The sequence below is a fragment of the Streptomyces sp. NPDC020742 genome, assembly GCF_040641675.1.
Lineage (GTDB): Bacteria > Actinomycetota > Actinomycetes > Streptomycetales > Streptomycetaceae > Streptomyces.
In genome coordinates, this window is the sequence record NZ_JBFAEA010000008.1 from 42,948 (window position 1) to 63,967 (window position 21,020).

At 73.4% G+C, this 21,020-nt stretch carries 21 protein-coding genes; 9 read left to right on the forward strand and 12 right to left on the reverse strand.

Annotated features, from left to right (window positions below; translation table 11 throughout):
* Nucleotides 1-90: 90 nt before the first annotated feature.
* A complete protein-coding gene (locus AB0G84_RS16470; protein WP_361320643.1) occupies nt 91-918 on the reverse strand; it encodes a class I SAM-dependent methyltransferase in 828 nt (275 codons plus the stop codon).
* 73 nt (nt 919-991) lie between these two features.
* Here AB0G84_RS16470 and AB0G84_RS16475 point away from each other — a divergent pair, with 73 nt between their 5' ends.
* The gene (locus tag AB0G84_RS16475; protein WP_361320645.1) at nt 992-1,579 is read left to right on the forward strand and encodes a TetR family transcriptional regulator; all 588 of its coding nucleotides are present in this window, start codon (nt 992-994) and stop codon (nt 1,577-1,579) included.
* A gap of 94 nt (nt 1,580-1,673) precedes the next feature.
* Here AB0G84_RS16475 and AB0G84_RS16480 read toward each other — a convergent pair whose 3' ends face one another.
* The 4 genes from AB0G84_RS16480 to AB0G84_RS16495 are packed head-to-tail and all read right to left on the reverse strand — an operon-like array spanning nt 1,674 to nt 3,428.
* Nucleotides 1,674-2,207, reverse strand: coding sequence for a CchlQ (locus tag AB0G84_RS16480; protein ID WP_361320647.1), 534 nt, complete (start codon nt 2,205-2,207; stop codon nt 1,674-1,676).
* The gene (locus AB0G84_RS16485; RefSeq protein ID WP_361320649.1) at nt 2,177-2,407 is read right to left on the reverse strand and encodes a DUF397 domain-containing protein; all 231 of its coding nucleotides are present in this window, start codon (nt 2,405-2,407) and stop codon (nt 2,177-2,179) included. The genes AB0G84_RS16480 and AB0G84_RS16485 overlap by 31 nt, the downstream gene beginning before the upstream one ends.
* Complete coding sequence (locus AB0G84_RS16490; protein ID WP_361320651.1) at nt 2,404-2,610, reverse strand: DUF397 domain-containing protein; 207 nt, start codon at nt 2,608-2,610, stop codon at nt 2,404-2,406. The genes AB0G84_RS16485 and AB0G84_RS16490 overlap by 4 nt, the downstream gene beginning before the upstream one ends.
* Entirely contained in the window at nt 2,607-3,428 is an 822-nt protein-coding gene (locus AB0G84_RS16495) for a helix-turn-helix transcriptional regulator (RefSeq protein ID WP_361320653.1), read from the reverse strand. The genes AB0G84_RS16490 and AB0G84_RS16495 overlap by 4 nt, the downstream gene beginning before the upstream one ends.
* A gap of 134 nt (nt 3,429-3,562) precedes the next feature.
* On the opposite strand from AB0G84_RS16495, the gene AB0G84_RS16500 reads away from it, so the two are divergent.
* On the forward strand, nt 3,563-3,784 hold the full coding sequence (locus tag AB0G84_RS16500; RefSeq protein ID WP_361320655.1) for a hypothetical protein: 222 nt from the start codon (nt 3,563-3,565) through the stop codon (nt 3,782-3,784).
* A gap of 129 nt (nt 3,785-3,913) precedes the next feature.
* Here the strand turns inward: AB0G84_RS16500 and AB0G84_RS16505 are convergent, their stop codons facing one another.
* Entirely contained in the window at nt 3,914-4,693 is a 780-nt protein-coding gene (locus AB0G84_RS16505; RefSeq protein ID WP_361320657.1) for a cobalt-precorrin-6A reductase, read from the reverse strand.
* Between the two features lie 101 nt (nt 4,694-4,794).
* On the opposite strand from AB0G84_RS16505, the gene AB0G84_RS16510 reads away from it, so the two are divergent.
* The gene (locus tag AB0G84_RS16510) at nt 4,795-5,940 is read left to right on the forward strand and encodes a cobalt-precorrin-5B (C(1))-methyltransferase (RefSeq protein WP_361321055.1); all 1,146 of its coding nucleotides are present in this window, start codon (nt 4,795-4,797) and stop codon (nt 5,938-5,940) included.
* Nucleotides 5,941-5,949: 9 nt separating this feature from the next.
* On the opposite strand, the gene AB0G84_RS16515 is transcribed toward AB0G84_RS16510, so the two are convergent.
* The 3 genes from AB0G84_RS16515 to cbiE form a co-directional block, all read right to left on the reverse strand.
* Nucleotides 5,950-6,333 carry a hypothetical protein gene (locus AB0G84_RS16515; RefSeq protein WP_361320659.1) on the reverse strand — a complete coding sequence of 128 codons (384 nt, stop codon included), beginning with the start codon at nt 6,331-6,333 and terminating at the stop codon, nt 5,950-5,952.
* Between the two features lie 128 nt (nt 6,334-6,461).
* Nucleotides 6,462-7,223, reverse strand: coding sequence for a precorrin-4 C(11)-methyltransferase (gene cobM / locus AB0G84_RS16520; protein ID WP_361320661.1), 762 nt, complete (start codon nt 7,221-7,223; stop codon nt 6,462-6,464).
* A gap of 116 nt (nt 7,224-7,339) precedes the next feature.
* Nucleotides 7,340-8,605, reverse strand: coding sequence for a precorrin-6y C5,15-methyltransferase (decarboxylating) subunit CbiE (gene cbiE / locus AB0G84_RS16525; protein WP_361320663.1), 1,266 nt, complete (start codon nt 8,603-8,605; stop codon nt 7,340-7,342).
* 203 nt (nt 8,606-8,808) lie between these two features.
* On the opposite strand from cbiE, the gene AB0G84_RS16530 reads away from it, so the two are divergent.
* Nucleotides 8,809-10,062, forward strand: coding sequence for a hypothetical protein (locus AB0G84_RS16530; protein WP_361320665.1), 1,254 nt, complete (start codon nt 8,809-8,811; stop codon nt 10,060-10,062).
* Nucleotides 10,063-10,121: 59 nt separating this feature from the next.
* The gene (locus tag AB0G84_RS16535) at nt 10,122-10,652 is read left to right on the forward strand and encodes a hypothetical protein (RefSeq protein ID WP_361320667.1); all 531 of its coding nucleotides are present in this window, start codon (nt 10,122-10,124) and stop codon (nt 10,650-10,652) included.
* Nucleotides 10,653-10,676: 24 nt separating this feature from the next.
* Here AB0G84_RS16535 and AB0G84_RS16540 read toward each other — a convergent pair whose 3' ends face one another.
* Nucleotides 10,677-12,854, reverse strand: a complete 2,178-nt coding sequence (locus AB0G84_RS16540; RefSeq protein WP_361320669.1) for a tetratricopeptide repeat protein — start codon at nt 12,852-12,854, stop codon at nt 10,677-10,679.
* Between the two features lie 175 nt (nt 12,855-13,029).
* Between AB0G84_RS16540 and AB0G84_RS16545 the strand changes: the two genes are divergently transcribed.
* Nucleotides 13,030-16,311 carry a BTAD domain-containing putative transcriptional regulator gene (locus AB0G84_RS16545; protein ID WP_361320671.1) on the forward strand — a complete coding sequence of 1,094 codons (3,282 nt, stop codon included), beginning with the start codon at nt 13,030-13,032 and terminating at the stop codon, nt 16,309-16,311.
* A gap of 363 nt (nt 16,312-16,674) precedes the next feature.
* Here AB0G84_RS16545 and AB0G84_RS16550 read toward each other — a convergent pair whose 3' ends face one another.
* A complete protein-coding gene (locus tag AB0G84_RS16550) occupies nt 16,675-16,932 on the reverse strand; it encodes a hypothetical protein (RefSeq protein WP_361320673.1) in 258 nt (85 codons plus the stop codon).
* A gap of 250 nt (nt 16,933-17,182) precedes the next feature.
* On the opposite strand from AB0G84_RS16550, the gene AB0G84_RS16555 reads away from it, so the two are divergent.
* The 3 genes from AB0G84_RS16555 to AB0G84_RS16565 all read left to right on the forward strand — a co-directional run bounded on the left by AB0G84_RS16555 (nt 17,183) and on the right by AB0G84_RS16565 (nt 20,069).
* Complete coding sequence (locus tag AB0G84_RS16555; protein ID WP_361320675.1) at nt 17,183-18,205, forward strand: cation diffusion facilitator family transporter; 1,023 nt, start codon at nt 17,183-17,185, stop codon at nt 18,203-18,205.
* A 93-nt stretch (nt 18,206-18,298) separates the two neighbouring features.
* Nucleotides 18,299-18,925: a hypothetical protein gene (locus AB0G84_RS16560; RefSeq protein WP_361320677.1), complete on the forward strand. Its 627-nt coding sequence runs from the start codon at nt 18,299-18,301 to the stop codon at nt 18,923-18,925.
* Between the two features lie 142 nt (nt 18,926-19,067).
* The gene (locus AB0G84_RS16565) at nt 19,068-20,069 is read left to right on the forward strand and encodes a hypothetical protein (RefSeq protein WP_361320679.1); all 1,002 of its coding nucleotides are present in this window, start codon (nt 19,068-19,070) and stop codon (nt 20,067-20,069) included.
* A 7-nt stretch (nt 20,070-20,076) separates the two neighbouring features.
* Here the strand turns inward: AB0G84_RS16565 and AB0G84_RS16570 are convergent, their stop codons facing one another.
* On the reverse strand, nt 20,077-21,018 hold the full coding sequence (locus AB0G84_RS16570) for an NADP-dependent oxidoreductase (protein ID WP_361320681.1): 942 nt from the start codon (nt 21,016-21,018) through the stop codon (nt 20,077-20,079).
* Nucleotides 21,019-21,020 lie beyond the last annotated feature (2 nt).

Genomic DNA, 21,020 nt, shown 5'->3' on the forward strand with positions numbered 1-21,020 from the left:
CCACCGGCCGGAGCGGACCGCGAACCCCCCTCCTCCACACCGGGCGCCGGCCGGCCTCACCTCGACCAGTCGGACGACCCTGGAGCCGAATCAGGCGGTATCGATGCGCCGAGCGACGACCGCCACCGTGGTGTACGGCATCGTGAAGCTGCCGCCCAGCCCGTCGATGGCGGCCCCGACGCCGTCCAGTACGTGCGCCAGGTCCTCCGGCGGGAGCTGGGTGAGGTTGCCGTGCGTGGGCATCTGGTCCAGCCATGCGTCTCGGGTGTAGGTCCGCTGCCAAGCGAAGCGCCATCGCTCCGGGGCGCCGAATCCGCCCACCTCGCCGATGCCGTCCGCGAACGTGGCGTACACCGCCTCGTACGCATCGCGGGCTTGCGTCATCGGCCGCAGGTTGACCGGCGCATCGGGCATCACCCGCCGGAAAGCCCGGGCGAACGCGTCGGCCACGTCGGGCGGAAGCTGGAACGCGTGCCCGAACACCGCCAGGCGGCCGTCGGGCCGCAGCACCTGTGCCGCTTTGGCCGCGCCCGCGACCGGGTCCACCCAATGCCAGGCCGTCCCGGCGATGACCGCGTCGAAGGTGCGGCCGGCCGGGTCCCAGGCCTCGTAGGCCGACACCTCCACCTCGACTCCGCTGCGCCGCGCGAAGTCGGCCATCCGCGCGTCGGGGTCGACGCCGAGCACCCGGCAGCCGGCCGCCTGGAACTGGCGGGCCGCGACGCCGGTACCGCAGCCGACGTCGAGCACGTCCGCACCGGGGCTGGCGGCGACGATCCGGTCCACCAAGGCGTCGGGATAGCGGGGCCTGGTCCGGTCGTAACGCTCGGGATCCGAGCCGAACGACTCGGCCGTACGCCGGTGTTGATGGGGCGCGGGCTGGGGGTGAGGAGAGGGCTCCGAAGGTAAAGTGGGCATGCGCCCACTATGAGTGGGCACATGCCCACTGGTCAATCACATCAGGCCGAGCAAGCCAAGAAGGAGATGAGCGGTGCCCACGGGAGTAGCCATCCGCGACGTGCGGGACCACCTGTTCGACGCGGCCGAGCGCGTCCTGCTCCGGAACGGGCCGAGCGCGCTGACCAGCCGGGCGGTCACCACGGAGGCGGACTGCGCCAAGGGCGTCCTGCACCGGCACTTCGCCGACTTCGATGCGTTCCTCGCCGAGCTCGTGCTGGACCGCATCGCCGGGGTCGACGCCCGGGCCGCCGCGCTGCGCGCGTCCGCCGGGACCGGCGCCGTCGCCGACAACCTCACCGGGGCACTGATCGACATGTTCGGGCCGGTCGCGGTGGCGATCGTCAGCCTCGTCACGTCCCGGGACGACCTACGCACCCGGCTGCGCCAGGCCAGGCCGACCGGCCTCCCGGTCCTGACGGATGCGGCGACCGCGATCGCCTCTTACCTCACCGCCGAGCGCGCACTCGGCCGCATCGCCGCGGACGCCGACGTCGACACGCTCGCCCCCACCCTGATCGGGGCCGTGCACATGCTGTTCGCCGACCGGCAGGGCACCCCGCCCGAGGCCGACACGGTCCAGAAGGTCGTGACCACGGTCATCGCCGGCGTCGAGCGCTGACCGCTGCGGTGGACGGCCCTGCGGCAGGCACCCACCCGAGGCTCTGGGCACGCTTCATCGCCGCCCTCGGCTTCGGACTCCCCCGCCCTCAGTCCTACGCCTCCCGGCACACCGCGCACCGGTCCCTGCCGTCCCATTCCTCCCAGCCGAAGGCCGCCGGGGCGAAGTCCCCGCCCTCCAACTCCCGGCGTACGGCGACCCGGTAGGCCCAGACCGCGTCGAGGTAGGGGTGGTAGACATCGTGGAAGGCAGCCGACGTCTGCCGAGCGCCACCCGCGACGACCCGCTGCACCGCCCGAAGCCGCTCGAACATCACCTGCCCGGCCCCGGCGACGGCCGTGCTGGCATCGATGAACAGCCGCTCCCGCACCTCATGGATCCCGGCCTCGCGCAACGCGCCCCGGGCTGCGACCGCCACATCGTCCTCCGCCTCCGGATCCTGCGCGATCTGCCGCAACCGCGCATGGCACACCCCGGCGGCGCCGATGAACTCGATGTACACCGCCCGGCGCCGCGTCTCGCTGTTGCGGTCGGTCTCATGGCGGTGCCGGAGGCGGTCGGCGAAAACCGTCCCCGAGATGGCGATGAGGCCACCGCTCACCGTCGCAGCGAGCGTTCCCCAGTCCACGTGTCCCCCTTCACGATGCCCACGAACGCCGCCCAGGAGGCCGCAGGGACCAGCAGCACGGGGCCGTCGGGGTTCTTGCTGTCACGGACCGGGACGGCCCCCGGGAAGCCGTCGGCGACCTCGACGCAGTTGGCGTCTCCGCCGTTGCTGTAGGTGCTCTTGCGCCACACCGTGCCCGCCTGGCCGGACAACAGCCTCACAGCTGCCCGCTCTTCACCGACTCCACGAACACCGACCACGCAACCGCCGGGATGAGCAACGAGGGACCGTCCGGGTCCTTGCTGTCGCGGACCGGGACCGCACCTAGGAAACCATCAGCGACCTCGAGACAGTTGTTGTCTCCCCCGTCGCTGTAGCTGCTCTTGCGCCACGCGTTCCGGCCCTGCTGAGAGGTGCTGCTCATGGCCTGTCGTCCTCCATCAACTGCCCGATAAATGCGGCTGATTCGGTCGGCGTGAGTGCCGCGTCCCGGAGCCGATCGTAAGCCAGTCGATATCGCGCCACCGCGGCTGGTTCTTCAAGGAGGTCCCCTGCGTCGTTGCCCTCCAGGTAGGCAACGGCGCTTCCATCAGCCATCCACAGCAATGAGAGCGACCCTCCCATCAAGCCATGCAGACCAGCTGCAAACGGAATCACTTGGATGGTGATGTGGGGAGCTTGAGCGGCCTCCATAATGCGCACCAGTTGTGCGTGCCAGATCTCCTCATCAAGCACCGGCCTCCGTAGAGCTGCCTCGTCCAGCACGATCCGGACGTTCGGGGCAGGCTCGCGGTACAGCAGCTCCTGCCTACCCAGACGTGCCGCGACGCTCTCCTCCAGTTCCCCCGGGCTCATAGGCCTGGGGGCGGACGACAGTGTCCATCGGGCAAAGTCCTCGGTTTGCAAGAGGCCAGGGACGACCGCAGCGTATTTCTGCATGATCGTCGCCTTCGCCTCGTACTGCATGAACTCCCGGTACTTGTCCTTGAACGCGTCCAGCCGCGCCAACCGCCACAACCGCACCAGCAGCCCACCCGTCCCGTACACCCGGTCCAGCGCCTCCATGACCGGGAGCTTCGAGAGGCGTTCGCCGGTCTCCAGGCGGTGCAGGTACGTGCGGTCGTAGTTGGTCTCCTCGGCGAGCTGGGCCAGGGAGCGGCCGGACGCCTCGCGTAACCGGCAGAGTTCGCAGGCCAGGACCCAGCGGGCGGAATCCTCTTCCTCGGATTTCTTTTCGACCATTCCACGCCTCCTTGTTGCCTTTCTCCGGCGGCAACGCCGACCCCCTTTCGTCGGCCTGCCCGATCCACAACTCTAGGACCGCACAAGGGCTTTGGAGGCCCGTTCGAGAATTCCAACAGAACGGAGCGAAGGAAATGCTGGAAGGCAGCCCGGCGGTGGCGGTGGTCAAGGACGCGGAGGAGGCCCGGAACGCGTTGCGGGCGGCGTTGCGGGAGGCCGGGATCACCCTGCCGTCGCTGTCGCTCGACCTGGTCTCGCTGGTCGGGGACTTCCCCCGTCCGCTGGTGGACCTGGGGCGATGCAACCCGGACGTGGCCCGTCGACTGGCGGAGGCGCTGCGGACGAACGCCCCGTGAGCGACGGCGCGGAGGCCCGCGGTACCGACCGTGCACCGGACGGGAAGAACACCCCCGACCGGAAAAGAGAAACGGAAATCAACAGAAGGCGACAGGAATTACTGGCCCGAGTGCGGGAGATAAATCGTTTCAGCGTGCGCCGGCCCCGCTGAAAAGGCGGGCGAGCCATTCCACGGCCTCGTCGGGGCCGGGTGCCACCGGAATGCCTTCCGGGGCCGAGGGGCGCTGGACGACCACGACCGGGATTCCCGCCTTCCGTGCCGCGGTCAGCTTCGGGGCGGTCGCCGCCGCGCCGCTGTCCTTGGTGACGAGGACGTCGATGCGGTGGGTGCGCAGCAGTTCGCGCTCCCCGTCCAGGGTGAACGGGCCGCGGTCCAAGACGGTGGTCATCCGGGGCGGGTACGGCGGCTCGGGGGCGTCCACGGAGCGGACGAGGAACCAGAGGTCGGCCAGGTGGGCGAAGTGGGCCAGGCCCATCCGGCCGGTGGTGAGGAAGATCCGGGTGCCGAGGGCCGGCAGGGCCGCGGCGGCCTCGTCCAGGGAGGTGACCCGGTGCCAGGCATCGCCGGGTCCCGGTACCCAGCCGGGACGGCGCAGCGCCAGCAGGGGAACATGGGCGGTGGCGGCCGCCCGGGCCGCGTTCTGACTGATCGTGCCGGCGAAAGGATGGGTGGCGTCGATGAGCGCGTCCACCGCGTGCGCGCGCAGCCAGCGGGCCAGGCCGTCGGGGCCGCCGAACCCCCCGATGCGCACCTCCCCCGCGGGCAGCCGTGGGGCGGCGACCCGGCCGGCCAGCGAGTTCGTCACGCGCAGGGACGGGTCCGGGGCCAGCGCCGCGGCCAGGCGGCGGGCCTCCGTCGTACCGCCGAGGATCAGGACGTGGCGCGGCGGACGGGCTGCGTCGGACATGGGATGTGGGTTCCTCCGTGGGTGAAGCGCAACCGCAGGGTACGGGGCCGGGCGGCGGCGCGGCTCCGGGAGGTCCGGCCGCCGGCGGGCGGAGTGCGCAGCTGGCGCACACCGGGCTGCGGCACGGCTGGACGACCGGTGCCTGTGCGACGGCGGCGAGCACGGCCGCGTACACGGCGCTGCTGAGCGGGGAGTTCCCGGACCCGGTGACGATCACCCTGCCGAAGGGGCAGACGCCGTCCTTCGCGCTGGCGGTGGAGGAGCTGGACGCGGAGGCCGGCAGCGCCATGGCGGGGGTGGTCAAGGACGCGGGCGATGATCCGGATGTGACGCACGGGGCGCTGATCCGGGCGCGGGTGCGCCGGCTGCCCCCCGGCTCCGGGGTGGTGTTCCGGGCCGGGCCGGGGGTGGGGACGGTGACCCGGCCGGGGCTGCCGCTGGAGGTCGGCGAGCCGGCCGTGAACCCGGTGCCGCGGCAGATGATCCGGGAGCATCTGAGCGAGGTCGCCCGGCGGTACGGCGGCGCCGGAGCGGTGCCGAACGCCGGGCCGGACGTCGAGGTGGAGATCTCGGTCGATCACGGGGAGGAGATCGCGCGCAGTACCTGGAACCCGCGGCTGGGCATCCTGGGCGGGCTGTCGATTCTGGGGACCACCGGGATCGTGGTGCCGTACTCCTGCTCGGCGTGGATCGACTCCATCCGGCGCGGGGTGGATGTGGCACGGGCGGCGGGGCGTACGCATGTGGCGGGGTGCACCGGGTCCACGTCGGAGAAGACCGTGGTCGCACTGCACAAGCTCCCCGAGGACGCCCTGCTGGACATGGGGGACTTCGCGGGGGCGGTGCTGAAGTACCTGCGGCGGCACCCGGTGGACCGGCTGACGATCTGCGGTGGGTTCGCCAAGCTGTCGAAGCTGGCGGCGGGGCACCTGGACCTGCACTCCGCGCGGTCCCAGGTGGACAAGGGGTTCCTGGCGGAGCTGGCCCGCCGCGGCGGCGCCGACGAGGAGCTGGCGGACGCGGTGGCCGGGGCCAACACCGGCCTGGCGGCCCTGCAGTTGTGTGCGGCGGCCGGGGTGCCACTGGGTGACCTGGTGGCGGCGACGGCGCGGGACGAGGCGCTGGCGGTGCTGCGCGGCGCGCCGGTCGCGGTCGATGTGGTGTGCATCGACCGCGCGGGGATGGTGGTGGGGCAGGCGGAGCCGCGTGGACCCGGCCCCGCCCGCCGGAGCACCCCACCCCGGTAGGGGCCGGACCTACTTGTGCCGGGCGGCCCGGACGCGCATGCCCATCCGGTCCGCGACGCAGTCCCGGCCGCTGCCGGTCAGCGACGACAGTGCGGTGCCCAGGGCGCAGGTGGTCAGCCGCAGCGGGCTGTCGTTCATCCAACGGGGGCGCTCGACACGGCTGTTGCCCTCGTAGGGCCGGGTGCGCTCGTAGCGCTCGCCGGTCCGGGCGGGGTAGCTGCTGTCGGCCGGCCGCGCCGCGGTGCCGTCGTGCATCCAGCGCGAGTGGTCGGTCGGGTTGGGGTCGGACGCCGTACGGACGGCGCTGCCGTTGTCGTCAGCCAAGGCGGCGGTGCCGCCGAACAGGGTCAGCAGGACGGCGGCGGCCGCCCCGGCGGCCAGTTGGGTGCGCATCGTGGGGGCTCCTTCGGTCGGTCGGTCCGGTGGTCTCCGGCGGTGCGGTGTCCCTCGGTGTGGACGTTCCTTACCGGCCCCCGGAGAGCGGATAACCGACATTCACCCCTATGCGGTCATATGATCAGTCAGACGCCGCAGGGGCCGTGCGGCCGTTCCCGGTCCGTCGAGTACAGGTGGCTGTCCCGGAACTGCTCGGCCCCCAGGGTGCGGCCCACGATGATCACGGCCGTACGGACCACGCCCGCGGCCTTCACCTGGCCGGCGATGTCGGCGAGGGTGCCGCGCAGCACCAGCTCGTCGGGGCGGGAGGCCATCGCGACCACGGCGGCCGGGCAGTCCGCCCCGTAGTGCGGCAGCAGCTCGTCGACGACCCGGTCGACGTACATCGCGGCCAGGTGCAGCACCAGCAGCGCCCCACTGCGGCCCAGGGTCGCCAGGTCCTCGCCCTCGGGCATGGGGGTGGCGCGCTGGGCGACGCGGGTGAGGATGACGGTCTGGCCGACGGTCGGCACGGTCAGCTCGCGCTTGAGGGCGGCGGCCGCGGCGGCGAACGCGGGGACGCCCGGCACCACGTCGTAGGGCACCCCGGCCGCGTCCAGCCGGCGCATCTGCTCGGCGACCGCGCTGAAGACCGACGGGTCGCCCGAGTGCAGCCGGGCGACGTCATGGCCCTCCTCGTGGGCCCGGACCATCTCGGCGGTGATGGTGTCCAGGTCCAACTGCGCGGTGTCGATCAGCCGCGCGCCGGGCGGGCACTCGGCGAGCAGTTCCCGCGGCACCAGGCTGCCGGCGTACAGGCACACCCCGCAGGCGGCGAGGGTACGGGCGCCGCGCACGGTGATCAGGTCGGCGGCGCCGGGACCTGCGCCGATGAAGTGGACGGTCATGGTGTTCGGGCTCCTGGACTGCGGGGGGGGGAGACGGGCGGGGTGCCGGGTGGCGGACGGGTGCCGGGGCGGGCGGCAGGTGCGGCCGGTGGGCGGCGGGTGCGGGGGCGAGCGGTTCAGGCCGGTCCGGCGGCCGGTTTGACCGCGGCCCACTGGGTCACCGGCATCGCCTGCCGCCAGCCGGTGAAGCCGCCCACCGGTACCGCGTGGGAGACCGCGAGCCGGACCAGGTCGCCGCCGTACCGCCGGTACCGGTCGGCGAGCAGTGCCTCGGACTCCAGCGTCACGGTGTTGGCCACAAGCCGGCCGCCCGGGGGCAGCGCCGCCCAACAGGCGTCCAGCAGCCCGGGGGCGGTCAGACCGCCGCCGATGAACACCGCGTCCGGCGTCGGCAGGTCCGCCAGTGCCGCGGGCGCCGCACCGTGCACCACGCGCAGTGCGGGGACGCCGAGGGTGCGGGCGTTGCGGCCGATCCGCTCGGCCCGTACGGCGTCCCGCTCGACGCTGACGGCGCGGCAGCTGCGGTGGGCCCGCAGCCATTCGACGGCGATCGAGCCGGAGCCGCCGCCGATGTCCCACAGCAGTTCGCCGGGGGCGGGGGCCAGCGCGGCGAGCGTGGCGGCGCGGACCTGGCGCTTGGTGAGCTGCCCGTCGTGTTCGTAGGCGCTGTCGGGCAGGCCGGGGACGGTGCCCAGGGCCGGTGTGCCGGGCGCGCGGGCACAGTCGAGGGCCAGCAGGTTCAGCGGGTCGCCGGGCGGTAGGTCCCAGCCGTCGGCCGCCCCCTCGGTGATCCGCTCGCCGGGACCGCCGAGCTGCTCCAGCACCCGGATCCGGGTCGGGCCGAAGCCGTGCGCCCGCAGCAGGGCGGCGACCTCGGCGGGGGTGCCGGCGCCGGCGGACAGCACCAGCAGGCGGCGGCCGTCGTACAGCGCCCGCGCCACACTCTCGACGGGGCGCCCGACGACCGTGATGACCTCGGTGTCCTCGACCGGCCAGCCGAGCCGGGCGCAGGCGTGGGAGACCGAGGAGGGGTGCGGCAGGACGCGCGGCACCGTCGTAGCGCCGGTCTCCGCCAGCACCTCGGTCAGCGTCCGCCCGATCCCGTGGAACATCGGGTCGCCGCTGGCCAGTACGGCGACCCGGCGCCCGGCGTGGGCGGCGAGCAGCCCGGCGACGGCGGGGCGCAGCGGCGAGGGCCACGGCACCCGCTCGCCCGGGCACGCCGCGGGCAGCAGCGCGAGCTGGCGGGCCCCGCCGATCAGCACCTCGGCGTCGTGCAGCGCCTGCCGGGACGCGTCGGGCAGTCCGGCCCAGCCCTCGGCGCCGATGCCGACGACGGTCAGGGCGGCGGGGCCGGCCGGGGCGGAGGGTGCGGGGCTCACTGCCGGATACCTCGGAACTGGCTCGGTGACGGGGACCGCACTCTACTGACCGGCGGGTACGCGGCGGCGACCGGGACGGGCCGCAAGGTTTCCGCAAGGGTGCGGCAAGGCTTTCGCCCGGCCGTACGGGCACCCCCCTGGTGCGGACCGCCGCGAAGCACGGTCCGCAGCAGCGTCGACATCGAGCAGACATGGGGGATGCTGTGACGGCATTGCGAGAGTTCACCGACGGCCGTGCCCACCTCCGGGAGTGGCTGACCCTCCCGGGACGCAAGCGGGTCCTGGTCATCGCGCACACCGTGACCTATGTGAAACGACTGCACGAGGTCGTTTCCCTGCTGGGTTCGGACCTTCGGATCCAGGTCGTCTTCACCGCGCCGCCCCACCCGTTCAGCGCGGGGGTGGCGCAACTCCTCGACCGGCTGGGCAGCGCGGTACTGCCCTGGGACGAAGCCGTGCGGATGGAGTTCGACCTCGCGCTGGCCGCCGGGCCCCGCGGGGTGGAGAAGGTCCGGGCGCCGCTGGTCATGCTGCCGCACGGGGCCAACTTCCTGAAGCGGGTCACCGAAGGGACCGACACCCGGGTGGCCGGACTCGGGCGGCAGGACATCGCCCCGGAGGGCCGGGCGCTGCCCGCCGCGGTGGTGCTGGCGCACCGCGAGGACCTCCGGGGCCTGGCGGAGTCCTGTCCGGAGGCGCTGCCGGTGGCCACGGTGGTCGGGGACCCGGTGCACGACCGGATGGTGGCCAGCCTGCCCCGGCGTGCGGCATACCGCCGGGCGCTCGGGATGGGCAAGGGCCAGAAGCTGATCGCGGTCGTCTCGACCTGGGGGGCGGGCTCGTCCTTCGGGGCGATCGAGACGCTGCTGCCCCGGCTGCTGGAGCTGACCGGGCGGAACCGCAGGGTGGCGGTGCTGGTGCACCCCAACGTCTGGTCCGGGCACAGTCCCTGGCAGGTGCACGCCTGGCTGTCGCGATGCGTCCAGCGCGGCATCGCGGTCATCCCTCCGGAAGCGGACTGGCGCCCCCTCCTGATCGCGGCGGACACCATCGTCGGGGACCACGGCTCGGTGACCCTGTACGGCACGCTGGCCAAGGTCCCGATCCTGCTGGCCGCCTCGCCGGAACAGGAGATCAACCCCGCGTCCCCGGCCGCCGACCTCGCCCGGACCGCACTCGCCCTCTCACCAGCGCACTCCCTCAAGAGCCAACTGGCGTACGCCGCCGCCGAATTCCGCCGGCACCAGCGGGCGGAGTACGACGCCATCGCGGCACGTATCACCTCCGAGCCCGGCCGGTTCAGCCGGAACATGCGGCACCTGTTGTACCGGCTGCTCGGCCTCGGTCAGCCGGCCCACCCGGCCCCCACCACGCCGCTGCCGCTGCCACCGCCGCTGGCCTCGTGGGCCGCCGCGCCGCACGGACCGTACGGCACGGGCACGGGGGTGTCCGCATGAGGGCGGTGCCGGCCGCGGGAGCGGTCTGGGCCGACCGGGGACGACGGAGGGTACAGGTGATGCCCGGCCGGGCGGTCGGGCAGCCCGCCGCTCTCGCGGTCGCCGTCGCAGTGAGCGGGCCCGGGGACGGCAGGCCCGAGGGCGGCTGGCCCTCCGCGCCGGCGTGCGCGTGGTTCACCGGGACCTGGTCCCACGCGGATCGCACGAGGGCCGCCGAGACGGACGAACACGTCGCGGTGGACGCCGAACGGTGCCGCGATGAACGCTGGCTCGCCTGCGCCGATGTGCTGCATGGCGCCCGCCCGTGGCCGCCCGAGAGCGCGGTCGGCTGGCTGCGGGACCTCCTCAGCCGGTACACGGGCTGCCGACTGGCGGGGATACCGCTGATCGGCGGCGGCTGGGCGGTCGCCGAACGCATCGGCAGCTGCCGACTCCTGCGGTCCGCGTTCATCCGGTCGGCACCGCCGCCGCCCGGGCGCACCCGGGCGGCCTGGGAGTACTCCCTGATGGCTTCGTGCCTGCACGGGCTGGTGGTCACCGGGCACCCGCTGGAGGAACTGCTGCCCTTGACGGTGCTCTCGCTCAGCTGACCCACCCCACGGGCCGCCTCGGGGTCAGGCGTCCGACGCCTGCCCGGGTGGCCCGTACCGGGGATCTGCCGGCTCCGCCGGGAGCGCGGCCAGCAGATCCCCGACCCGGCCGGCGTCCGACGGGCTCTGCAGCGCGTACAACTGCCTCGCCCGCGCGAAGCAGTCGCGCGCCGCCGCGGCGTCCGCGTGTTCCGCGGCGCTCGTCCCGAGCATCTCCAGGATCCGTGCCTGCCAGGGGGTGGCTCCGGCCGCCTCGAAGAACGCGAGCGCCTCCCTCAGCTCGGACACCGCCGTCCGGTAGTCCCCGTCGACCGCACGGGCCCGGCCGCGGAAGGCGAGCGCCCGCGCGGCGTCGTACGGGTCGTCCACCGCCAGCAGCGTGCGGTGCGCCTGCTCGAAGTACTCCACCGCACGCCGGCCGTCCCACTCCGCGCCCGCACTCTCCAGTGCCATCTCGCCCAGGACGATGCGTGACAGCGCCGCTCCGCGCGGGTAGCCGGCCGCCTCCCAGGTGTCGATGGCCCGGCGCAGGAACGCGGTGGCCTCGCGGAACCGGCCCGCCTGCCGGTGCGCCGAGCCGATGCCGTGCAGCGCCTGCCCCTCGTCCCGGGCGTCACCGGCCTCGCGGGCCGCTTCCAGGGACCAGGAGAACCATCTGATGGCCTCGTCGACGCGGCCGGCGACGCTGAAGCCGATGGCGCCGGAGTTGAGCATCTGGCGCTCCGCCGAGCGGTCCCCGCTGCGCCGGGCGGCTCGCAGTCCGATGTCGTGGGCGTCCACCCACAGGTCGTGGTAGCGGAGCCGGTGGAACAACGGCCACAGCGCATCGACGAGTTGCCACGCCAGATCGTCCCAGCCCTGTTCGTACGCGGCCCGCACCGCGGCGAGGAGGTCCATACGGCGCGTCTCGAGCCAGGCCAGGGCCCCGGCCCCGTCCTGGAACGGGGCCGGCAGCTCCGGCTCGTAGCGGTAGGTCCGGCGCAGGGTCAGCTGGATCGGCGACAGGCGGCACTGGGCCTCCGTGGCGGTGGCCAAATACCATTCGCACACACGTCGGAGTAACTCCGTCCGGTGCGCCGGCTGCTCGTCCGACTGCCCCCGTTGCTCGGCGTGCAGCCGGACCAGATCGTGGAATCGATAGCTGTCCGGTCCGATGTCCTCGATGAGGTTGGCCTCGACCAGCACATCGAGCAGCTGCTCGGCCTCGCCCAGCGGGATCCCGGCGGCCGCGGCGGCGAGACGGGTGTCCAGCACCTGGGCCGGTGCCAGGGCCAGCCGCCGGTAGAGCCGGGCCGCCTCGCCGGTCAGCACCGCGTACGACTCGTCCAGTGCGTGGTTCACGGAGGACTCTCCTTCGATGGCGAGTGCGGCCAGCCGGTCCTGCCGGTTGAGGGCGTCCACCAGGGAACGCATCGGCTGCCGGGGACGGGAGGCCAGACGGGCGGACGCCAGGCACAGCGCCAGCGGGAACCCCCCGCACAGGTCGATCAGTTGGCGGGTTTCCTGCGCCTCGCTGCGGACCCGGTCCGCACCGACCCCGCGGGAGAGCACCTCCTCGGCGGCGGCCGGATCCAGCAGCCCCAGCTGGTGGTAGAGCGCGCCGTCCGCCCGCAGGCCGGTGAGGCGGTGCCTGCTGGTGACCGCGACCAGCGCGTGCCGGCCGCCCGGCAGCAACGGGCGGACCTGGGCGGCGGAGAACACGTTGTCCAGCATCACGCAGACGCGGAGACCGGCCGTGACCGAGCGCCAGAGCGCGGCCTGCTCGGCCAGGGTCGCGGGGAGCGGGCCGGCCCCCAGCGCGCGCAGGAACTGGCCGAGCAGCTCGGACGGCGTCGCGGGACCGTCCGACGCATGGCCGCGCAGATCGGCGTAGAGCTGGCCGTCCGGAAACCGCTCGGTGGTGGTCCGCAGCCACCGGGACACCAGCGCCGTCTTCCCGATGCCGGCCGGCCCGGACACCACGATCAGCGGTGTCGACTCCTCCGCGCGGCCCACGAGGAGGCTGTTCAGCAGCGCCAGGTCGCACTCGCGGTCGGTGAAGTGCGGTGAGACCGGCAGGAGTTGCCGGGGAACGGGGGGTCCCGCTGCCGGCGCCTCCGCGGCACGGGCGTGGAAGTGGACACCCCCGTGAATTTCCCCCGCCTGGATGTTGGGCCCTTCCAGCCTGGCCGAGCCCCCTATGAAGTTCCCGCCCTGATGCACTCGCGGCCCCCGTCCCGGTACGTCACGGTTCGGTTCAGCATTCCCTGCGGACGTCGTGGGAGTCCACGGCACGCACGGTCTGATTCAGCCAGCCTCTCCGAGGCGTTCTGGCCTCTGCCCCTGGCGAGTGCCATGCTCGATGCACCAGATGGTGCGCCGACAGGGGGAGGCGCTGATGGAGATTTACGTTCTCGGCCCCATTTGTCTCGGCACCCGGGAGAACAGACTCAGCCTCGGGTCCGACAAGGAACGCTGCATTCTGGCCTCGCTCGCGCTGTCCGCCGGACGCCCCGTGGCCATGGAAACCCTCATCGACCGACTGTGGGACAACGGCTCCCCGAAGAAGGCCCGGGAGTCCGTGCACACCCATGTCTCACGCGTCCGCCGGGCGATCCGTACGGCGACCGCCTCCCTGCCGGCGCCGCCCGCCGGGGGACAGCCGCCGGCCATCACCCATCACGCGCACACCTACACCCTGCGCATCGACCAGGAGTGCGTCGACTGGCACCGCTTCCAGCGGCTGACCGCCCAGGCACGGGCGCGGTCCGACACCGGCGACGACGCCGCGGCGGCGGCGCTGTTCCACGAGGGCGAGGCCCTGTGGGAGGAGGAGGCGCTGGCCGGCCTGCCCGGGATCTGGCCGGAGCGGATACGCGCCCGGCTGGCCGAGGAGCGGCTGGGCGCCGCCACCTCCCGCATCGCGGCGGAGCTGCGGCTGCACCGCTTCCACGGTGTGATCGGGCCGCTGTCGTCCCTGACCGCCCAGCACCCGCACGACGAAACCCTGCTGGAATTCCTCATGCTGGCCTACTACGGCTGTGGCCGGCACCCCGAAGCCCTGCGCGTCTACCAAAATGCCCGCCGGGTACTCCGTGACGAGCTCGGCGCCGATCCGAGTGAGCAGCTGGCACGGGTCCACCAGGACATCCTGCGACGGACACCGCTGGCGGAACTGATCCCCTTCCCCGCCGATGCACGCCGCTCCTCGCTCCCGCACCGCTCGTCCGCCCGCCCGGACGAGCCCCCGGTCGTCCCGCCCCCGCGGAACCTGCCCCGCCACACCTCGCTCGTCGGACGGCAGGCGGAGCTGCGCCGGCTCTGCGCCGCCGTCGATGCCGCCGTCCGGCCGCACGGCGACTCCGGCCCGGCCCCCGGCATCATCGCCCTGGAAGCGATCTCCGGTATGGCCGGCGTGGGGAAGACGGCAGTGGCGGTCAGCGCGGCCGACCGCCTCGGTGAGCGGTTCCCCGACGGCCAGATCTATCTGGACATGCGCGCCCACGCCAGGATCCAGGACCCGTTGACCGCCGGGGCGGCGCTGGCAACCCTGCTCCGACTGCTGGGAGTTGCGCCCGCCGATGTTCCCGGTGAGATCGAGGAGCGTACGGCGCTGTGGCGCACCCTGCTCGCCCACAAGCGGGCGGTGGTCATCCTGGACGATGCCGCGGACACCGACCAGGTGCGGCCGCTGCTGCCCGACAGCGGCTCGCCGTCGCTGCTCCTCATCACCAGCCGCCGCCACCTGGCGGGACTGCCCGGCGCCAACTGGCTGGCGCTCGACGTCCTTCTCCCGGACGAGGCGACCGCGCTGTTCCGGAGGTTCGCCGGCGAGGAGCGCACCCGCGACGCCGGCGCCGTGGACCACATCGTCCAGTTGTGCGGCTATCTGCCGCTGGCCATCGAAATCGCCGCCAACCGGTTCAACGCCCGGCCGTCCTGGACGCTCGCCACACTCCGGGAACGGCTGTCCCGGGGGCCGGGCAGGCTGGGCGAATTGCAGGACGGCTACTCGGCGATAGCGCGTGCCTTCGAGATGTCGTACCAGCACCTGACGGCAACGCAGCAGAGCGCCTTCCGGCTCCTCGCCCTCCATCTGGGCACGGAGTTCGGACCGCATGCGGCCGCCGCCCTGCTGAACCTTCCCCTGGGCGAAACCGAGCAGGTGCTGGAAACCCTGCTGCACTCCCACTTGCTGCAGGAACCGGCCCCGTACCGCTACCGCTTCCACGATCTCCTGGGGGAGTACGCACGGACCCTGGCCTTCTCCGAGGATCCGGAGGAGGAACGCGAGCGCGCCGTTCGCCGACTGATCGACTGCTATCTCCGTACCGCGGACGCCGCCGACCGGCTGCTCTTTCCCCGCCGGGTACGGCTGCCGCGGCCGGACCTCACAAAGGGCGCTCCCTTGCCGGTCCTCCGGCATGCGGAGGACGCCAGGGAATGGTTCACGACGGAGCGCTCCAACCTCCTGACCGCGGAGCGCCATGCGCGTACGCACGGACCGGCCGGTCACGCGGCCGGGCTGAGCCACGCCCTCGCCGGGTTCCTGGACTCCGAGTGCCACTGGACGGACGCCGACCGGATGCAGCGCCACGCGGTGGACCACTGGGAGCGGGCGGGCGACCGGTACGCGCTGTGCCTGGCGCTGCTCGCCCTCAGCACCACCCACGCCAACACCTCGCGCTACCCCCAGGCCGAAGAGGCCGCCTGGCGGGCCCTCGGTCTGGCCCGCGAGACGGAGGCCACGGGTGCGGAGGCCGAGGCCCTCCGCACCCTGGGGCTGATCAAATGGCACCTCGGGCAGAGCCATGAGGCGCTCAGCCTGCACCGGGAGACGCTGAAGATCCATCTCCGCTCGGGCGACACCTGGGCCCGGGCCGGCTGCGAGAACAACATCGCCATCGCCCTGCTCTACCTCGGCCACCATCAGGACGCCCTGAAGCATTTCACCCACGCCATTCACAATTTCCAGCTCGCACAGGACACCGGCGGCGCGGCAAAGTGCATCAACAATCTCGGAGATTTACATACGCGAACGGGCAATGCAGCCATGGCGAGGCGCTCCTACGAAGAGGCTTTGCGGCTGAGTTCCACTCTAGGAAACCCCGCCGTCCAGGTCACCATTCAGGCAAATCTTGCCGGACTTCTCGTCGATTCCCGTGACGCGCAGGACATCACCTCCGGCCTGGATATGTACCAGGAATGCCTTTTCATGTTCCGCCGACTCGGCGACCGTCGGAACGAGGCAAATTCGCTGATCGGCCTCGGCCTCGCACACCACCGCCTCGACCGCCACGCGGAGGCCGTCGACCACCACCACAAGGCCCTGCAACTCGCCCGCGCCATCGGCGCCGCTCACGAAGAAGCGCACGCCCTGCACCGACTCGGCACGGCGCAGGCGGCCCTGGGCGACATCGACGCCGCCGCCGGACACCTGGAGATGTCGATCGCCCTGGCGGACCGGATCCAGGCCCGGGAGCAGCAGGCACGGGCCCTGGACGCACTGGCCGCCATCCGACTGCGCCAAGGCCGCCGCGACATCGCGCGCGAAGTGTGGGAATATGCCTTTGGCATATTCCAAGAACTCGACGCCCCCGAGGCCGATCGAGTCGCCGAACACCTCGCCACCCTCGACCAATCCGAGAGGGGCCGAGAGGCGGGCCGCCAGGCCCCCTGAGGCGAATTACGGCCTATCTACCATTTGCGCACGCCAAGGCGTTGCCGCATTTGATCTCCAGGCTTATTTCATGGTCCACTCCGCTCCCTACCTTTCCCGTCGTTCTCGCAGGGAGCAGCGTGACCCTTCACTCCGCACGTTCCGCGGCATCCATGTGCGCCACCGCAGCAGTCGCTCTGGCAGCGGTACTGAGCCTTCAGGCGCTCACCGCATCGCCGGCCGCCGCGGCCCAGCACGAGGCCGCCGGCCGTCCGATAGCCGCGGCCGGGGCGTACCGGAGCGCCCCCACGATTTGCATCCCTACGCTCCGACGCTGGAAATGACACGACCCGCCGGGGGCGGCCGCCCGCCGGGTCGCCGCCCTCACGCCAGCAGGGAGATCAGGAACTGCCCGGCGAACAGGAACGCCGCGCAGAACCCCAGGACGGCCAGCAGCCACTGCCAGAAGCCGCGCGGGGAGTCGAACCAGACCAGGTAGCCGAGGACGGCGGCCACCCCGAGGAGGGCGCCCAGCCAGAACGGCAGGCCCTCGTGGTGCCGGGCCAGCACGGCGACGGCGCCCAGCAGGCCGAGGGTCGCCAGGACCTGGCCGGTGCCCGGTGCGGGACGGTGCTCCGCCATGGTGCTCTCCCCGTCGCGGTGGTGTGGCCGGATGCTATCGGCTGCGGCGGCGCCCGGGCGGGATCCGCCACCCCTGGTGACCGGAGGGTCGGGCTCCGTGCACCGCTCCCGCGAGCCTCCGCCGAGCACCGCTCCGACCAGGCACGACAGTCCGTTCGACGGTAATGACAACGGTCACCGGTGCAGCCTTTGGATCTTTCGCCGAAGTGCGGTTTGCTTCCCAGCGAGGGCCTCAGGAAGGAGCGCGCCCATGACCGAGCACGCGCACAGCCACGGCCACGGCCACAGCCACGGGGTGTCACCGGACGCCGACCGCCGCTGGCTGCGGGCCGCGCTCCTCCTGCTCACCGCGTACATGGCCGTCGAGGTCGTCATCGGTGTGCTGGCACAGTCGCTGGCGCTGATCTCGGACGCCGCCCATATGCTCACCGACGCGGTCTCCATCGTGCTGGCCCTGATCGCGATGCGGCTGGCCGCCCGGCCGGCGCGCGGCGGCTTCACCTACGGGCTCAAGCGCGCCGAGATCCTCTCCGCACAGGCCAACGGCATCACCCTGCTGCTGCTGTCGGTCTGGCTGGCGTACGAGGCGGTGCAGCGGCTGATCACCCCACCCAAGGTGACCGGCGGGCTGGTGCTGGTGACCGCGCTGTCCGGGATCGTGGTGAACCTGATCTGCACCTGGCTGCTCTCCCGGGCCAACCGCTCCAGCCTGAACGTCGAGGGCGCCTACCAGCACATCCTCACCGACCTGTTCGGCTTCGTCGCCACCGCGATCTCCGGCCTGATCGTGCTGACCACCGGCTTCGAGCGGGCCGACGCGATCGCCTCGCTGGTGGTGGTGGCGCTGATGCTGCGGGCCGGGACGGGGCTGGTGCGGGAGTCCGGGCGGATCTTCATGGAGGCCGCGCCGGCCGGCGTCGACCCCGACGCGCTGGGCGATCACCTGGTCGGCCAGGACGAGGTCGTCGAGGTGCACGACCTGCACATCTGGCAGATCACCTCCGGACAGCCGGCGCTGTCCGCGCACATCCTGGTGGCCCCGGGCGGCGACTGCCACAAGGTCCGCCGCACCCTCCAGGAACTGCTGAGCCGCCGGTACGGGATCACCCACGCCACCCTTCAGGTCGACCACCTCGGCGAACAGGGCGGCGCGGACGACCTGCTGACGCTCAGCCCGGGACCCGGCCTGGACACCGGGCCGGAGCAGCCCCCCGGCGAGCACTGCGAGGACGCCCACGGCCCGGTGCACCGTCAGGGACCCCACCGGCACTGAGGGCCCGCGGCCGCCCCCTCACTCGGGTGAACCCCGCCAGGGGACCGGGCCGTCTGCCGCCGCCTTGGGGTGCCGCGGTGCTCGGATGACGGCATGAGAACCACCGCTGTCCGCGCGCTGCGCACCGCCGCCGTCTGCGCACTGCCGTGCACTGCCGCGCTCGCCGCCCCGTCCGCCGCCGCCCTCGCACCGCAGGCGCCGCCCGCCGTATCGGTGACGGTGGAGGTGACCGACGGCGCCGACGACACCGAGGCGGGCCGGCGGCTCGACTACCGCATCACCGTGCACAACCTGGGCGCCGAGGCGGTGCACGGCGCCCGCATCGAACAGCGGATGCCGGCCACCACCACCTCCGCCACCGCGTCCCGCGGCCTCGTCCAGGGCCACGGCATGGGGCGGCAGACCGTCACCTGGCGCTCCGACCTGCCCGCGCACGACGTCCAGGTGTTCACCGCCTCCGCCGTCCTCGGCGACCGCCCCGGCAGCGCCCCCTCCGCCGCCCCCGGCACCCTGCGGGCCGCCGCCACCGCCTGTGTCTACGTGGACGGCAACTACGCCCCGGCCGCCTGCTCCGGCGACGTCGACGACCTCCCGGAGTCCCGCGCCGACGCCGGCGGCGGCCACTGGGGCTGGTGGGCGGCGGCCGTCGCGGTGGCGGCGCTGCTGGGGCCCGGAGTGGTGCGGGCGGTCCGGCGGGCGCGCGGGGTGCGCCGGGCGTGAGGGCCCCGCCGCGCGGCGGGCACGTCACGGCACGACCGCCGCGCGGCGGGTCACCCATTGGCACCGGTCCCGGTCGCGGGCGGCGGGCGGCGGCACTTGCCTGGAAGGTGGCCGCAGGCCGCCGCGGAGGAAGGACCACGCGATGTCAGCGAGCTCACCCGTACGCCCCGGCGGGCGGGTGACGGAGCGGGAACGGCCGCCGGGCGCACCCCGGTGGCGCGGACGGGCCCTGGCCGGCGGGGTGTTGCTGGTGGTGGGGGCCGTCCTGCTGCCGCTCAGCCTGGTGGCCACCTGGGCCCGGGCCGAGCTGACCGAGACCGACAGCTATGTGGCCTCGGTGGCACCGCTGGCCCAGAACGCCGCCGTCCAGCGGGCCGTGATCGACGATGTGACGGACGGGGTGATGACGCACGTCCGGCTCGACGGGCTGCTGAAGGCCGTCTCCCCCGCCCAGCGCCCGGCCGTGCGGCAGCGCTTCACCCGCGGCATCCGCGGGTTCGTGGCCCGGCAGGTGCGCCAGGTCGTCACCGGCAGCGGCTTCCCCGCCATGTGGAACGGCGTGCACCGCACCGCCCACCGGACCCTGGACGGCACCCTGACCGCCCCCGGCCGCTCCGCGGTCACCCTCGACCTCACACCGGTCGTCGAGCGGGTCCGGCGCGAGGTGTCGCACAACGGCATGGGCCTGGACCTGCTGCGCCGGGTGCCGCGGTCGGGGGTGGAGATCGTGCTGCTCAAGGCCCCCGATGTGCCACGGGTCCGGACCGTCTACGACCTCGTGGGCCACGGGGCGCGGCTGCTGCCGCCGGCCGCGGTGCTGTGCCTGGGCGGCGGGCTGCTGCTGGCGCGGCGCCGGCGGCGGGCGCTGATCTGCGCCGGGACGGGGAGCGCGGCGGCCGCCGCCCTGCTGGCCGCGGCGCTGGCGCTGCTCCGTGGCCGCACCCTGGACGCGCTGCCCGCGCTGGTCTCCCGGCCCGCCGCGGACGCCTACGCCGACGCGGTGACCGACCCGCTGCGCACCGGGGTGTGGTGGCTGGCCGGGGCGGGTGTGCTCACCGCGGCGCTGGCTGCGGCGGGGCCGCCGGCGGTGCGGGCGGCGGGGCGGGCGTGGCGGGCCGGGGCGGCGGCCCGGCAGCGCCCGTGACGGATGGTCAGATGTCCAGCACGGTCTTGCCCTGTGCCCGCCCGGTGCGGCTGGCGTTCAGCGCCTCCGGGGCCTCCTCCAGGGAGACCTCCCGGCCGACCAGGACGGTCAGCCGGCCCGCGTCGACCTGGCCGGCGAGGATCTCCAGGAGCTGTGGGGAGGGGCGGTTGACGAAGTTGAAGCCGCGCAGATTGCGTTCGGTCAGGTCGTCGGCGTCGGCCGAGCCGATGAGCGAGACGGCGGTCCCGCCGTCCCGTACGGTCCGGGTCAGCTCGGCGAACTCCGCGGGCCCGCTGGTCATGTCGATCAGCACGTCCACCCCGTCCGGGTGGGCCGCCAGGACCTGGTCGGCGACCGCGTCCGCGGTGTGGTCGACGGTCTCCGCGGCGCCCAGGTTCCGCATCAGCTCCGCCATGGCCGGGCGGGCGGTGGCGATCACCTCGGCGCCCCGGCCGGCCGCCAGCTGGGTGGCGAAGGTGCCGACGCCGCCGGTCGCACCGACGATCAGCACCCGCCGGCCCTCACCGATCCGGGTCTCCTCGACCAGGTTGTACGCCGTCATGCCGGCCGTCGGCAGGGCGGCGGAGGTCGCGTAGGTGACGGTGCGGGCGGCGTGTGCGATGCGGTCCTCCTCGGTGACGGCCAGCTCGCAGTACGACCCGCCGCCGTGCTCCGGCCGCTGGAACTGGCCGAACACCGCGTCCCCGACGGTGAACCGCCGGACGCCGGCGCCGATCGCCAGCACCTCGCCCGCGCCGTCCGTTCCCATCACGAGGGGGAAGTCGGCCTTGACGGCGTCGCCGAACATCCCGTCGGCGAGCTTCCAGTCGACGGGGTTGAGTCCGGCGGCGGACATCCGCACCAGGACCTCGCCGGGCCCTGGTTCGGGCTGTGGCAGATCCATCAGCTGCGGCTGGTCACCGAATGCGCTGACTGCTACGGCTCTCATCG

Excerpts from the sequence above, each read along its gene's own strand:
- AB0G84_RS16470 (WP_361320643.1), bottom strand. The coding sequence starts at position 918 with ATGCCCACTTTACCTTCGGAGCCCTCTCCTCACCCCCAGCCCGCGCCC.
- AB0G84_RS16490 (WP_361320651.1), bottom strand. The coding sequence starts at position 2,610 with ATGAGCAGCACCTCTCAGCAGGGCCGGAACGCGTGGCGCAAGAGCAGC.
- AB0G84_RS16495 (WP_361320653.1), bottom strand. The coding sequence starts at position 3,428 with ATGGTCGAAAAGAAATCCGAGGAAGAGGATTCCGCCCGCTGGGTCCTG.
- AB0G84_RS16500 (WP_361320655.1), top strand. The coding sequence starts at position 3,563 with ATGCTGGAAGGCAGCCCGGCGGTGGCGGTGGTCAAGGACGCGGAGGAG.
- AB0G84_RS16505 (WP_361320657.1), bottom strand. The coding sequence starts at position 4,693 with ATGTCCGACGCAGCCCGTCCGCCGCGCCACGTCCTGATCCTCGGCGGT.
- AB0G84_RS16515 (WP_361320659.1), bottom strand. The coding sequence starts at position 6,333 with ATGCGCACCCAACTGGCCGCCGGGGCGGCCGCCGCCGTCCTGCTGACC.
- cobM (WP_361320661.1), bottom strand. The coding sequence starts at position 7,223 with ATGACCGTCCACTTCATCGGCGCAGGTCCCGGCGCCGCCGACCTGATC.
- AB0G84_RS16535 (WP_361320667.1), top strand. The coding sequence starts at position 10,122 with ATGCCCGGCCGGGCGGTCGGGCAGCCCGCCGCTCTCGCGGTCGCCGTC.
- AB0G84_RS16545 (WP_361320671.1), top strand. The coding sequence starts at position 13,030 with ATGGAGATTTACGTTCTCGGCCCCATTTGTCTCGGCACCCGGGAGAAC.
- AB0G84_RS16550 (WP_361320673.1), bottom strand. The coding sequence starts at position 16,932 with ATGGCGGAGCACCGTCCCGCACCGGGCACCGGCCAGGTCCTGGCGACC.
- AB0G84_RS16555 (WP_361320675.1), top strand. The coding sequence starts at position 17,183 with ATGACCGAGCACGCGCACAGCCACGGCCACGGCCACAGCCACGGGGTG.
- AB0G84_RS16560 (WP_361320677.1), top strand. The coding sequence starts at position 18,299 with ATGAGAACCACCGCTGTCCGCGCGCTGCGCACCGCCGCCGTCTGCGCA.
- AB0G84_RS16565 (WP_361320679.1), top strand. The coding sequence starts at position 19,068 with ATGTCAGCGAGCTCACCCGTACGCCCCGGCGGGCGGGTGACGGAGCGG.
- AB0G84_RS16570 (WP_361320681.1), bottom strand. The coding sequence starts at position 21,018 with ATGAGAGCCGTAGCAGTCAGCGCATTCGGTGACCAGCCGCAGCTGATG.